This is a genomic window from Methanocorpusculum sp., assembly GCF_030655665.1.
GTDB lineage: Archaea > Halobacteriota > Methanomicrobia > Methanomicrobiales > Methanocorpusculaceae > Methanocorpusculum.
In genome coordinates this window covers 67,942-81,755 of sequence record NZ_JAUSPQ010000005.1, presented here as the reverse complement: position 1 = coordinate 81,755, position 13,814 = coordinate 67,942, and the positions used below count along the sequence as shown (strand labels likewise).

General features: G+C 51.2%; 13 protein-coding genes and 1 rRNA gene. 10 read left to right on the top strand and 4 right to left on the bottom strand.

Annotation, left to right across the window (positions count from 1 at the left end):
• Together rrf and Q7J08_RS03265 are read left to right on the top strand one after the other, a co-directional pair.
• Positions 1-120: ribosomal RNA gene (gene rrf, locus Q7J08_RS03270) — 5S ribosomal RNA — on the top strand; the annotation flags it as partial.
• Between the two features lie 310 nt (positions 121-430).
• Complete coding sequence (locus Q7J08_RS03265; protein ID WP_304910261.1) at positions 431-1,756, top strand: TrpB-like pyridoxal phosphate-dependent enzyme; 1,326 nt, start codon at positions 431-433, stop codon at positions 1,754-1,756.
• A 26-nt stretch (positions 1,757-1,782) separates the two neighbouring features.
• Here Q7J08_RS03265 and Q7J08_RS03260 read toward each other — a convergent pair whose 3' ends face one another.
• The 4 genes from Q7J08_RS03260 to thiM are packed head-to-tail and all read right to left on the bottom strand — an operon-like array spanning position 1,783 to position 4,756.
• A complete protein-coding gene (locus Q7J08_RS03260) occupies positions 1,783-2,424 on the bottom strand; it encodes a phosphoribosylanthranilate isomerase (RefSeq protein ID WP_304910260.1) in 642 nt (213 codons plus the stop codon).
• Entirely contained in the window at positions 2,414-3,340 is a 927-nt protein-coding gene (locus Q7J08_RS03255) for a class I SAM-dependent methyltransferase family protein (protein WP_304910259.1), read from the bottom strand. Before Q7J08_RS03255 ends, Q7J08_RS03260 begins: the two co-directional genes overlap by 11 nt.
• Complete coding sequence (gene thiE, locus Q7J08_RS03250) at positions 3,333-3,965, bottom strand: thiamine phosphate synthase (protein WP_304910258.1); 633 nt, start codon at positions 3,963-3,965, stop codon at positions 3,333-3,335. The genes Q7J08_RS03255 and thiE overlap by 8 nt, the downstream gene beginning before the upstream one ends.
• Positions 3,962-4,756 carry a hydroxyethylthiazole kinase gene (thiM, locus tag Q7J08_RS03245; protein ID WP_304910257.1) on the bottom strand — a complete coding sequence of 265 codons (795 nt, stop codon included), beginning with the start codon at positions 4,754-4,756 and terminating at the stop codon, positions 3,962-3,964. Before thiM ends, thiE begins: the two co-directional genes overlap by 4 nt.
• 67 nt (positions 4,757-4,823) lie before the next feature.
• On the opposite strand from thiM, the gene hmgA reads away from it, so the two are divergent.
• The 8 genes from hmgA (at position 4,824) to Q7J08_RS03205 (ending at position 13,781) form a co-directional block, all read left to right on the top strand.
• On the top strand, positions 4,824-6,038 hold the full coding sequence (gene hmgA, locus Q7J08_RS03240) for a hydroxymethylglutaryl-CoA reductase (NADPH) (RefSeq protein ID WP_304910256.1): 1,215 nt from the start codon (positions 4,824-4,826) through the stop codon (positions 6,036-6,038).
• Positions 6,039-6,298: 260 nt separating this feature from the next.
• Positions 6,299-7,093, top strand: a complete 795-nt coding sequence (locus Q7J08_RS03235; protein WP_304910255.1) for a 2-amino-3,7-dideoxy-D-threo-hept-6-ulosonate synthase — start codon at positions 6,299-6,301, stop codon at positions 7,091-7,093.
• 5 nt (positions 7,094-7,098) lie between these two features.
• The gene (locus Q7J08_RS03230; RefSeq protein ID WP_304910254.1) at positions 7,099-8,136 is read left to right on the top strand and encodes a 3-dehydroquinate synthase II; all 1,038 of its coding nucleotides are present in this window, start codon (positions 7,099-7,101) and stop codon (positions 8,134-8,136) included.
• Positions 8,133-9,554: a shikimate dehydrogenase gene (aroE, locus tag Q7J08_RS03225; RefSeq protein ID WP_304910253.1), complete on the top strand. Its 1,422-nt coding sequence runs from the start codon at positions 8,133-8,135 to the stop codon at positions 9,552-9,554. Before Q7J08_RS03230 ends, aroE begins: the two co-directional genes overlap by 4 nt.
• Positions 9,551-10,393, top strand: a complete 843-nt coding sequence (locus Q7J08_RS03220; RefSeq protein ID WP_304910252.1) for a shikimate kinase — start codon at positions 9,551-9,553, stop codon at positions 10,391-10,393. Before aroE ends, Q7J08_RS03220 begins: the two co-directional genes overlap by 4 nt.
• 1 nt (position 10,394) lies before the next feature.
• The gene (gene aroA, locus Q7J08_RS03215) at positions 10,395-11,663 is read left to right on the top strand and encodes a 3-phosphoshikimate 1-carboxyvinyltransferase (protein WP_304910251.1); all 1,269 of its coding nucleotides are present in this window, start codon (positions 10,395-10,397) and stop codon (positions 11,661-11,663) included.
• Positions 11,660-12,733 (top strand): chorismate synthase, encoded by a 1,074-nt coding sequence (gene aroC / locus Q7J08_RS03210; RefSeq protein WP_304910250.1) that lies wholly within the window; start codon positions 11,660-11,662, stop codon positions 12,731-12,733. The genes aroA and aroC overlap by 4 nt, the downstream gene beginning before the upstream one ends.
• Positions 12,726-13,781 (top strand): prephenate dehydrogenase/arogenate dehydrogenase family protein, encoded by a 1,056-nt coding sequence (locus Q7J08_RS03205; RefSeq protein WP_304910249.1) that lies wholly within the window; start codon positions 12,726-12,728, stop codon positions 13,779-13,781. The genes aroC and Q7J08_RS03205 overlap by 8 nt, the downstream gene beginning before the upstream one ends.
• The last annotated feature ends 33 nt before the right edge of the window (positions 13,782-13,814 follow it).

The window sequence follows — 13,814 nt, the reverse complement described above, 5'->3', positions numbered from 1 at the left end:
ATGCGGCCATAGCAGAGAGGTTCCACCCGGACCCATTCCGAACCCGGCAGTTAAGCTCTCTTGCGTCGGTCATTGTACTGAGATATGCGAATTCTCGGGAACTGGTCAACGCTGCACCCCCCCTTATTCTTTTGAAATGTTTTGTTTGTGTTTTTTATGTTGAGTGTAAGCTCTCGTGTTTTTGTTTGTGTTCCTTTTCTGTTCTGATCTATCCGGCTACCGTAAGGTATCCAGCATACATCATAACAGAAGGGGACACGAGATCTCACTAGTGTATAATATCTGAAACTTCGAATCGTATTTTTTCATGAAATATATCTGCGCGGATCCCTCCTCTTGCACTCTTTAAAATGTTCATATGTGTTCATCATTGTAATTATATGGTTAATGTTGCACATATATTAAATACGATTGGGTGCCACTTGTATATATGTTCCCTAAAGATGGTCGTACGACCCTTACAGTGGATGATATCCCCAAAAAATGGTATAATATCGCTGTTGATATTGGTTCCCCGGACATTCTTAATCCGGGGACAATGAAACCTGTGACCCACGAAGATCTTGCACCCGTGTTTTGTAAAACATCGGTCGAGCAGGAACTCGACACGACTCATCGGTTCATTGATATCCCCGAGGTCGTCAGAGAAGCATATGCACAGTTTGGTCGCGTCACGCCGCTTCAGCGTGCATATCATCTTGAGCTGTATCTAAAAACTCCCGCTAAGATCTACTTCAAACGCGAAGATGTCAGCCCAACCGGCAGCCACAAACTGAACAGTGCTATTGCTCAGGCATATTACAATAAACGTGACGGAACCGAACATCTGACCACTGAAACCGGAGCGGGCCAGTGGGGGTCTGCCCTTTCTCTCTCCTGCAACTACTTTGATCTCGATCTGATTGTTTTCATGGTCAAAGTGAGTTTCGAGCAGAAACCGTTCCGCAGATATATCATGGAAACCTATGGGGGGACTGTCTATCCGTCACCGAGTTCGATCACCGAGTACGGAAAATCTGTTCTGGCAAAAGATCCATCCTACGGTGGAACCCTTGGAACTGCCATCACTGAAGCAGTGGAAATGGCTGTTAAAGATCCGACTGGAAAAACAAAGTACAGTCTGGGTAGTGTCGCCAATCACGTATGTATGCATCAGACTGTTATCGGCCAGGAACTGATTGCTCAGCTGAATGAAATTGATGTCACACCCGATCACATGATCGCATGCATAGGCGGAGGAAGTAACTTCGCAGGGTTTGCATTTCCGATGATCCATAAGAAACTCCATGGGAAAGTTGATACAAATTTCCTCGCAGTCGAGCCGGCCGAGGTGCCCTCTCTTACAAAAGGAGAGTACCGGTATGATTTTGGCGATTCAGGATGTATAACCCCAATGTTCAAAATGCATACTCTCGGGCATGACTTTACCCCGAATGCCGTTCATGCAGGCGGTCTCCGGTATCATGGCATGAATCCGCTTGTCTCAAGATTGTATGACAACAAGACCATCAATGCTGTATCCTATACACAGGAACAGGTTTTCCAGGCCGCAGTTACCTTTGCGAGAACTGAAGGCATCATTCCTGCACCTGAATCCTCTCACGCAATTAGGGCTGCTGTTGACCTTGCTCTTGAGGCAAAGAAAAAGAACGAAGAGCAGACAATCGTATTCAATCTTTCAGGTCATGGTTTGCTCGACATGACCGGATATGCAAATCACTTCAAAACCTGTCCGCAGACAGTGATTGAAGTCTAATTTTTTGGAAAAAAAGATTGTATGATTCAGATCGTCGTATGGGCTGCCTCAACAAATGCTTTTGTCTTAAGGGCATCCCTGACATCATTTTTCTTTACGCCGGTGTGGACATCCACTGCGTAAGGGTGAACCTGACGGATTGCTGCGGCCACATTCTCCGGAGTGAGACCGCCTGCCAGGATCACGGGGATCCCAACAGACTTTACGATTTTCGCACTGATAGTCCAGTCATGGGTAAGTCCGGTCCCGCCGAGCCGCTCAGGGGTTCGTGTATCCAGAATAATTGCATCAGCATAGGCAGCCACCTCTTGGGCTGTATTTAGGGCTGATGCATCCATTACATGCACTGCTTTCAGGATACGAATATACGGCAAAGCATCCCGGATCATTGTAATATCTTCCAGAGATATCGTGTTCTGGATCTGGACTGTGGTACATCTGGATCGCTGGATGATATCGATTATGGAGCGTGCATCCTGCAAATGAGTTACTGCAACCGGTTCGATGAACGGAGGGAGTGTTCTGATCATTGCTGCCGCTTCTTCGGGGGTTACGGTATCCTGGGTTACGTGGGTAATCCCCATCAGAAATCCGACTGCATCCGTTCCAGCGTCAACGGCACATTTCAGATCCGCAAAACTTCCGGTACCGCAGATCTTACATTTCATCGCCGACCTCTATATCATACACAGCATGCCAGCTTGTTGGCGAATAGGAACGAAGAAATCGTTCGGTGATTTTCGCCTTCGGAAAAGCACGGAGAATATCTTCATTGTGTTCTCCCTCTTTCTCGACAAGTGAGTAGAGATGGATGACTGCGCCTTTAGCCGCAAGTTTTGCAGCTCCGGCTAAAAATCCGTATGCTGCGAATGGTAAATTCATGATTATGCGGTCAAACTTCATCGAATCGAGCATATACGGAAGATTCATCGCATCTCCGAGAATGGGTACTACGTTATGCAAATGGTTTAGCCGGATGTTTTTTTGAAGAAGGTAAACTGCGGATGGGTTTATGTCGTTTGCAACAACAAGCTTCGCCTTTCCGCTCAGCATCACTGGAAACGGACCGACCCCGGCGAACATATCAAGAACTCTCTCTCCCTCTTTCATGGATGAAAGAATTCTCTGGCGTTCATTTGAGAGTCGTGCCGAAAAATATGCCGCGGTTAGATCGATGATCATTCTATGACCATATTCATGATACAACGTCTCGGTTGTATTTTCTCCTGCAAGAACTCTGAACGTTTTTGTTCTAAATTCACCTTCGACCGGTGAGGTGGCAAAAAGGGCTGTGTGGGCCGAAGGCCGCGCAGCAAGGATCTTCGCGGCTCCGACGGTATCTTCTTCCTGAAGAACTACGATCCCGCCGATCTGTTCATGACGGGGCAGCTCCTCGCGGGGGCTTGTTGTGGAAAATTCTGCCTGAAGACCGGTCTCTTCGAGAACGGGGATTAGCAGATATCCTTCTTCGACGTATGGTCGAAGGCTTCGATCGACTTTTCCTTCGGCAATCAGTTTTCTGCGTCCCTCTTCTCCTTCCAGAACGGGGATACGCACGCACCACTGCATGATTTTTTCACTCATTTTTTACGTTCCGGATCTTTTCACGCAGATCTTCCGCGGCTTTTTTTATATCGGGGGCACTTACCACTGCGGAGATGACACAGATCCCGTCTAAACCTGCCGTGATGACCTCGCAGAGATTTTCACTGTTGATGCCTCCAATACCGACCACGGGGATCTCTTTTGGGACAGCCTTTCTTACTGCAGAGATACAGGCAAGTCCGCAGCCTTCACCGGCGTCTGGTTTTGAGATGGTCGAAAAAACCGGACTTACTGCCACATAATCCGCTCCGTCCCGGACCCCTATTAATGCCTCTTCGACAGAACTGATGGAGATGCCGATGATGAAATCATCTGGAACAAGGCGTCTTACGACTTCTACCGGCAGGTCGCTCTGACCCAGGTGAACTCCATCCGCTTTCGACGTGAGAGCAATATCGACCCGGTCATTTACTATGAAAAGGGCTTTGTCTTTCGTGATCTCGCGAATCTTCACTGCTTCGGCAAAGAGAGATGCCGAGTCCATCTTCTTATCGCGGAGCTGAATAATGTCTGCCCCTCCTTTGGTTGCGAGCTTTGCTATCTCTGCATGGGAATGGCCGTTTGAGAGTTCCTCGTCGGTTACCACATAGAGATCATACTTCATTGATACTCAGAGATCCTCGCAGATTTGATAAACTGTTCGTTTGTAAGTGAAGCTACTGCATCGAAAAATGCCGGCTTAAATGATCCCGGACCTTTTGCAGTTTTTGCCGCTTCTTCGCCGGCGATGCCGAGCGCAGTCATCGCGGCGATGCAGCCGTCTGCCGGGTTCGAAACTGCAGTGCAGGCGCCGCAGACTGCGCTCGCCATACAACCGGTCCCGGAGATTTTCCCCATCATTGGCACGCCGTTTACAATGCCGACGACACGTTTTCCGTCACTTACGATATCCTCTGCTCCGCTCATAACGACAGTACATCCATATTCTTTTGCGAAACTGCGTGCGATTTCCTTCGGCTCTCCTGATATATTCCCGGAGTCCACTCCCCGCACTGTTGCCGAGACGCCGGCGAGGGTCCCGATCTCTCCTGCGTTCCCTTTCACGACGGAGATGGGAAATTCGTTCATAAACCTCTCCGCGGTTTGTGTGCGGTATGGGGTCGCCCCTGCTCCTACGGGATCAAGAACGATGGGAATACCGTATTTTTTTGCTCCGTTTGCTGCAGTAAGCATTCCTTCTATCTGTTTTTCGTCAAGAGTTCCGATATTCAGCACGAGAACGCTCGCTATTTTTATCATATCTACTACATCCTCAGGTGCGTGCGACATCACTGGGGATGCCCCGAAACAGATTGTCATATTTGCGCAATCATTTACCGTAACGTAATTGGTGATCTGATGCACAAGGGGATTCCTCTCTCTGACAAGGTCCAGAATGTGAGCGTATTTCTGCATATGCCTGAATACTATTTGCCTGTTTGACAGAAAAATGTATTAGTCCCTTCCGAACTATTGTATAATTATGGATGAGTATCTCGCAAAGATCCGTTCCGGGGATCTGAAACTTTACGCGTTGGAAAAGAGTATGCCGGCAGATGATGCCGTATCTCTTCGCCGTAAATATATCGAAGAAGAGACCGGCGCGGATCTTTCCGCTGTCGGGACCTATACGATACCCATTGATCGCGTTGTAACCCGAAATATCGAGAATATGATCGGCTGTGTTCAGATCCCGCTTGGAGTGGCCGGACCTATATCTGTCAAGGGCGAGTATGCGAATGGAAATTACTGGCTCCCGCTTGCGACGACCGAAGGTGCTCTTGTCGCCTCGATCAATAGAGGGTGCGGAGCTATCACCAAAGCAGGAGGTGCAGAGGTACGTATTCTCAGAGATGGAATGACGCGTGCTCCCGTTTTTTCGGCTAAGAGCGTGGCCCACGCAGCCGAGGTCGCTCGATGGGCCGAAGACAATCTCCTTCTTTTGAAAGTCGCCGCCGAAGAAACCACAAACCACGGCGAACTGATAGGACTTACTACGTATACGGCAGGTACGAGCGTTTTTATCCGTTTTGAGTTCGACACGAAGGATGCAATGGGCATGAACATGGTTACTATTGCCTCTGAAGCTGCGGCTCACCTGATTGAGGAAGAGACGAAGGCAAAACTTATCGCCGTTTCCGGAAACATGTGCTGCGACAAAAAACCCTCGGCGATCAACATCATTGAGGGTCGGGGAAAGACGATCTCTGCCGGGGTTTTTCTCTCGGATGAACTTGTATCCACGATTTTTAAGACCAACTCAGCTACCCTTGCCGATGTCAATACCCGGAAAAATCTGACTGGATCTGCCCGTGCTGCCTCTTTGGGATTCAATGCTCATGCTGCGAATGTTATCGCCGCCATGTTCATCGCCTGCGGTCAGGACCCGGCCCACGTGGTCGAGGGAAGTAATGCGATCACGACCGTGGATATGGTCGAAGGTGGAGTATATGTTTCGGTTACACTCCCCTCTCTTCAGGTTGGAACAATTGGGGGGGGGACCAGTATCGCTACTCAGAATGCAAGTCTTGCCATGCTCGGCGTGGCCGGCGGAGCGGAAAATCCGGGAGATAATGCGAAAGCATTTGCCGAAATCGTGGCAGCCGGTGTTCTTGCAGGTGAGTTATCACTGCTTGGAGCACTTGGCGCCCAGCATCTCGGTAAAGCCCACAGGGAACTTGGAAGGGGAGAAAAGTAACATCTCTGACTCTCCTCATCTTTTTATTTCTGCATTCATATTTTCTGCGTTAGTCTGGGTTTCACACTGGATAATTTTCTTTATGGGTTCCGTGTCCCCAAAATATTTTATTTTGAGATGGTGATATGAAATAAAAAATACACCAAATGTAGTTATTATTATATAAATAACAAAGATTATCCGAAGAGAAAGATCATATTTTGACCTGTCTTGCTTTATCCAGAAGATTGATGTTGTCACCGTGCTAATCATTAGCACACATGTTTGGAAAAAATATCCGTATGGAACGGGTCATAGACCGGAATTCCGGTCGTGCCGTCATTGTACCATTGGATCACGGCATTTCGATGGGGCCAATACCTGGGCTCACCGACATGCGTGACACCATAAATAAAATCTCGATCGGCGGAGCCACGGCCGTTCTCATGCACAAAGGGATGGTCCCCTTCGGGCACAGAACGTCCGGAAAAGATATCGGTTTGATCGTCCATCTTTCCGCCGGGACCGGTCTTGGAACCGATCCCAACTCGAAAGTGATCGTTACGACCGTTGAGGAGGCAATAACGCTTGGAGCGGACGCCGTATCCATTCATATCAATCTGGGAGCCGATACCGAACCCGAAATGATCTGTAATGCAGGTGAGATCTCCCGCAAATGCCAGCAGTGGGGAATGCCGCTCCTTGCGATGGTCTACCCCCGCGGCAAAAACATCAAAGACTCATTTGACGTGGATGCCCTCAAAACCTGCGCCCGGGTGGCCGCTGAACTCGGTGCTGATATCGTAAAAACCAGTTACACTGGAGATATCGATACGTTCCGCGAAGTGGTCCGTGGAGCCCAGATCCCGGTCGTCATCGCCGGGGGTCCGAAGATGGGATCTGATATGGAGATGCTTCAAATGGTTCGTGACTCCCTCGATGCAGGAGGAAAAGGGGTCTCAATCGGAAGAAACATCTTCCAGCACAATGATATCATTGGTATTACCTCGGCCGTCACCGATATCGTGTTAAGGGACGCATCCGTGGAAGAAGCAGCAAAACACCTCACCCGGTGAAATAAATGACCGTTCAACTACCTCCAATCCTGATCCGTGCCGACCATCTGCCGACCTATGACGAACGAAAAGCCGTCGTCGCCTCAGCTCTGGAATCAGGGTATACCCATATCATCCTGAAACCTGAAGATGAGGCACTGAGCCACCTCGGCAGATATACTGCAATACTAGCCGATGGCAAAAATCTCATGTATTCCGGTGAACGGATAGGGATTCTCCTGAATCTAACTGGTGCTGAGGAGATGGAGGAGGCGTACAGCCTGAAGAATGCCGTTCCAAATCTGATCATCTCCCCCGAAAACTGGAAGGTCATCCCTCTAGAAAATCTCATCTCCAGGTTCCAGAATGCCGAGACGAGTGTATATATTTGCGTGAAGACCCCTGAAGAAGCTCGTCTCGCTTTCCAAACAATGGAGGTGGGCTCTGATGGTATCGTCATCACGCCGGACGGGCCTGCCGACCTCGCCGCATTTTCCGGGATAAGAAATGCTGAATACCCCATAGTCGAGCTGGAAACTGCCGTGATCACCCGGATATCTACCCTTTCTTTAGGGGACCGGGTTTGTATCGATACATGCTCGCTTCTTGAGCAGGGCGAAGGTATGCTGATCGGTTCTCAGTCTTCCTGTCTCTTCCTCGTCTGCTCGGAAAGTTTTGAAAGCGAGTACGTGAACTCGCGTCCTTTCCGGGTGAACGCCGGGGCCGTCCATTCATACATTCTCTGTCCAGACGGTACGACAAAATATCTCTCTGAGATATCCAGCGGGAATGAACTGCTTTCCCGCATGCCTGACGGGAGCCTGCGGACCGTGAATGTCGGCAGAGTCAAAATCGAGGTCCGCCCTATGCTCTATATCGAGGTAAATGCCGGTGGAAAGAATTACTCTGTCGTCCTGCAGAATGCCGAGACCATACGCCTTGGAACGCCCTTGGGAGCGGTTTCCGTCTCTGATCTCTCGATTGGAGATCAGGTCTATGTCAGACTTGAAAGCGGCGGCCGCCACTTCGGACATACGATGGCGGAAACGATCTGCGAAAAATGACTGCGAATTGTGCCGTTATTGTGGCGAAAGATGAAGAGGAAGCGCGGATCCTCGTAGAAGAAGCGATCTTGAAAGGAGCGCAGGCTCTTGAATTCCGGCTTGATGCCTTCTCGGTCATACCGGGAGATCTCTCCTTTCTTGCGTGTGGGATCCCGTCAGTAGCCACACTCAGGTCCCCTTTGGACGAAGAGCGAAAGGAGATTTTCCTCCGTGCTCTCGCGTCGGGTGCGAAGTACATCGACATAGAATCAGATTCGGTCCTGAGAAATCAGTTTCCAAAAGAACAGGTCATCTGTTCGTATCATGACTTTGAAAAAACTCCCGCTGCGGATGAAATCCTCACTATCTTCAAAGATCTCCACTCTTCAGGGATCCCCAAAGCCGCATTCATGGTGAGGGGACCGGCCGATCTGCTTACAGTCTGGACCGCCGCGTCCTTTCTTAGAGAAACGGAATCTCCATTTATCCTCATAGGCATGGGAGCTGCCGGAGAGATCACGCGTCTCCGGTCATCTGATCTTGGTTCAATGCTCAACTACTGTGCTTTAAGACTGGAACTGGCATCAGCTCCGGGTCAGATTACGTTAGAGGAGTCTGTCAGGGTTGGCACCAATCCGCTAATCACTGCTGTAATCGGATACCCCTTGACACACACATCCTCACCTGAAATTCACAACGCAGCATTCAAAGCTGCGAAGATCCCCGGCAGGTATGTGAAGATCCCGTCAGCTCCGGAGGAGCTGCACCTTATCCCGGATGTTATCAAAAAATATCGGATCACCGGCATGAATGTAACCATACCCCATAAAGAATCTGTTATCCCTTTTCTGAATAGGGTCGACCCTCTTGCGGAGTCCGCCGGGGCAGTGAATACTATCCGAAACTCTCCCGCCGGTCTTGAGGGATATAATACCGACATCCTGGGAATCGCCGCGTCGCTTGCTTCGGTGGATGCGGATCCAAAGGGTGCCGAGGTACTCATTATTGGAGCCGGAGGGGCAGCGAAGGCCGCCGCCGCGTATCTCAAAGCTGCCGGAGCTCATCTTTCGATCACTAACAGGACCCATTCCCGGGCAGAAACACTTGCCCGCAGGTTTGGTGCCCGTGTCGTGAGAATGGGGGAGCTATCTCCTGATTACACGATCATTCTCAATGCAACCCCGGCAGGCATGAGCGGGTTTGAGAATCATTCTCCAGTTCCGAATACCGTATTCACCAAGGATACTGTCGTCATGGACATGATTTATGATCCGGAAATTACTCCGCTCCTTGCTGCTGCAAAAGCAGCTGGTGTGCGGGCATGCATCAATGGAAAAACCATGCTGATCGAACAGGCCGCCGCATCATTCACCCTCTGGACGGGGATCATCCCTGACCGGGATGTGATGAGAAAAGCATTCGAAGCGAGGGCGGCATGATCGGGAAAGGCGTGTCCTACGGTGCTCTCTCGGTAATCAATGCGATCTCTACCGGAAAAGGGGGGGCCTTTGGAATCGATCTCAAAACCGAGGCGACCGTCCAGCTCATTCCGGAAAAAGAGTTTTCCGTTGAGATCGACGGTCACCCAACCGAGTCTGTCTCCCTCGCCCGTTTCTCCGTTGAGGAGGTACTTCAGCGGTATCCCGACGCGGGAATGAACGGTGCGGTGATTAGGACCACCTCGAATATTCCCATATCTCAGGGCCTGAAAAGCAGCAGTTCCGCAGCGAATGCTATTATTTCGGCCACCACCGCGGCTCTCGGTGTTCGTATCGATCCGTTGGAGATCGGCAGAATCGGCGCTACGGCCGCAATAAAGGCGGGTGTTAGTATAACCGGGGCATTTGATGATGCCTGCGCCTGTCAGCTCGGCGGTCTTGTATTCACCGACAATCTGAAACGCGAACTTCTGCTCCGCCGCCCGATGCCCGCAGGCTACACGGCCGTGATCCATATCCCGCCGTTCCAGATTCGGAAATCCGCATTTCCGAGCGAGAAGATGCGTGAAATGTGTGAAATGGTTTCAGCCGCTTACGATATGGCGGTCGAAGGAGATGTTTTTTCAGCGATGTATGTAAATGGAAGATGTACCTGTGAAGCGATCGGTATTACTCCGGAGATCGCGGACAAGGCCCTCTCCTGCGGGGCAGTTGCCGCCGGACTTTCCGGAACTGGTCCCGCCACCGGGATCCTTGTTCCAACGGACGGGCTTGAAGAGTTTCTTGACCGGTTCGGACGGGAGGATATCCTTATCGCGAATATCAGGAACGGGGTGTGAAATGAAACTTATCGTATCCTCATCACGGATCTCGGGACAGGTCTGTGCTCCTCCCTCTAAAAGTCATACGCACCGTGCATTTCTCCTTGCGGGTCTTTCGAAAGGAAAGTCTGTTGTTCTTTCTCCTCTTCTGGGAGAAGACACTCTTGCGACCCTTGATGCGGTCCAAGCCCTTGGAGCAAACGTCTGCATATCAGATGACAGAATCACGATTATGGGTGGTGATCTGCACGTCCCGCTCCCCAAAGGCACTGTGATAAACTGCAAAAACTCGGGAACATCCATCCGAATGCTTGCTGGTATCGCATCGCATCTGGAGGGAACGACCGGATTCACCGGCGACTCTTCGCTGTGTTCCCGTCCGATGAAGCCGCTGCTTGATGCCCTCTCAGAGCTCGGAGCCGGGGTAACTTCCGAAAATGGCTGTGCTCCGTTCACCATTACGGGACCGGCGTCCGGCGGCGAGGTGCATATTCGCGGAGATGTCAGTTCTCAATTTATCTCTGCCCTGCTGATATCTGCTCCGCTTGGTAAAACAGATACAAACATCCATCTGACTACCTCCCTCACTTCAAAACCCTACGTGAACATGACGATTTCTGCCATGAAAAAGCACGGTGTCTCGGTCGAGACAACCGATGACGGGTATCTTGTCCGTTCCGGTCAGGTCTTTTCTCCGGTGGATGTTCAGGTTGGGGGCGACTACTCATCGGCCGCATTTCTGTTTGCGGCGGCGGCACTCACCGGCGAAATCACCGTTTCCGGACTCGACCCGGCCGATCCGCAGGGTGATCAGGTCGTGATCTCTATTCTTGAAACATTCGGGGCAGTGGTCATTCGTGATGGTGAAAAGGTCACGGTCAGAAAAGCGGACTTGACGTCAGCAGACATCGATCTCGCGAACGCCCCCGATCTGTTTTCCATCATCGCGGTCCTCGCAAGTCAGGCAAACGGTACCAGCAGATTATACGGAGCGGCCCATCTCAGATTCAAGGAAAGCGACCGGATCATGTCCACCGCCCGTTTCCTCAGGTCTATGGGTGCTGACATCCAAGAGACCGAAGACGGATGCATTATTACGGGTCAGGCTGACCTTTCCGGGACAAATGTTACTACCTTTGGCGACCACCGTATAATGATGGCTGCAGCGGTCGCCGGACTTATCGCAGATGGTCAGACCATCATCGACGATGCCGGCTGCTGTGCAGTGTCTTACCCGGGTTTTGTCAGAGATATGCAGAGACTCGGTGCAGATATGAGGGAAGAATGAATCGAATTGGAGAAGCGCTAACACTCACGTTGTTCGGGGCGAGTCATGACAGCCGTATCGGTTGTATCATTGACGGGATTCCTCCCGGTTTTCCCGTGAATGAGGATCTCATCACGGCTGATCTTGCACTCAGGAAACCATCCGAAGGTATTGGAACTCAGCGTGTGGAGACGGATATCCCGGAGATATCCGGTGTCGTGAATGGAACTACCACCGGATCCCCGGTCGTGATCACCTTTTCAAACAGCAATACCCGGAGTTCGGATTATGAACAGCTCCGCCGTGTTCCCCGGCCGGGTCATGCCGATTACCCAGCGGTCTGTAAATACGGTTCGGCTCATGATATCCGGGGGGGCGGGATGTTTTCCGGCAGAATGACGACGCCTCTCGTTGCGGCAGGTGCTCTTCTCCGGGATCTGATCGGCAGTGCGGGGATTTCCGTCGGTTCATACGTTACCCGCATCGGAAGCGTCATCGATACAAATACCTACGATCCTGCCGATGTGCTGACGAGGTCACGGATCAATCCGCTTCGGGCAATGTCTTCCGACATCGAGAGCCGGATGAGAACCGAGATCCTCACCGCGAAATCGGAGGGGGACAGTGTCGGCGGAATCGTCCGGTGCTTTGCCGCGGGTCTGCCTGCAGGTCTTGGCGAGCCGTTTTTTGACACGCTCGACGGCGAGATCTCCAAAGCGGTTTTCGCCATTCCCGGTGTGAAGGCTATCGGATTTGGCGAGGGGTTTGCCGCCGCAGGTCTTCGCGGATCCGGGAACAACGATGCCTACCGTTTTCAGGGAGATTCCGTCGTCACGCTGACGAATCATGCTGGCGGGGTCCTTGGCGGGATGGCGAGCGGCGGCGTTCTGGATTTTTCAGTGGCATTCAAACCGACTCCTTCGATCGCAAAACAGCAGATGAGCGTGGATCTGGTGATCCGGGAAAATGTGGATCTTTCGGTGAAAGGACGCCACGACCCCTGTATCGCGAACAGGGGAGCGATTGTTGTTGAGGCGATGACTGTGTTCACGCTTGCAGATCTTGCACTCAGAGGAGGATTTCTTGTCTGAAATTGACGGGTTCAGGGATGAACTGGCGTCGATCGACCGCGAGATCATGGAACTGGTTGGCCGCCGGAATAAAATCGCTCTGGTGATCGGCGAGAAAAAGGCAGCAGCGAACAAGGAGGTCGTGGTTCCCGCCGTCGAAAAAAACGTCGTCCAAAGGTATGTTGACGCCGGGAAAGGTTTCGGAGTGAGCCCAGAGGCGGCCGCACGGATCGCCCGGGCGGTTATCGATGAATCTGTTGACGTGCAGGGAAGGATACCTCGCCGTGCTGTTCCCCGGAAGATTTTCATTATAGGGGGAAACGGCGGTATGGGCAGATGGCTCTCAGCATTTTTTGCGGAGAGAGGTCACATCGTAACTATCAATGATGTTTGCACAGAAGAGTCACAGTATCCCGTAATGGATATTCCATCCGGGTGCAGAGATGCCGATGTCATTGTCGTATCGACGCCGATAGGTATCTCTGCAGGAATCATCAAGGAGGTTCTTTCAGAGAAGAAAGATGCCCTCATCTTTGATATTCTCTCGGTGAAAACTCCAATCATACCGGTTCTCCGCAACGCGGCAGCGTCCGGAGTCAGGATATGTTCAGTCCATCCAATGTTTGGACCGGGTGCCGCCTCAATCGCCGGCAGAAACATCATCGTGTGTTCTTCTGGAAACAGCGCTGCTGTGGATGAAGTGGCAGGTTTTTTCAGCGGCGGGACTATTCTTCGAATGGAAGTTGAGGAGCACGATCCGATCGCTGCTTACGTCCTCGGCCTTTCCCATGCGGTAAATCTTGCTTTCAGCGGGGCACTTGTCAAAAGCGGTTTTCCTTTCGAAACACTCTGTACCGCGGCATCGACAACGTTTTCCAGACAGATTGCTGTATCCAAAGAGGTTTCCCGGGAGAACGGAGCACTCTATTATTCTATCCAGAGAGAGAACCCCTATAGTGAAGTGGCGGTTCAAAATCTTCTGGACGCTCTTTTGGAACTCCGGCGTTCCGGGAAGGATACCTTCATAGCGAAAATGCATGAGGGTGCCGCCTGGTATTCTGAACAATAATCAGGAACGTTTCCTCTTTTTTACGTGTCCCCT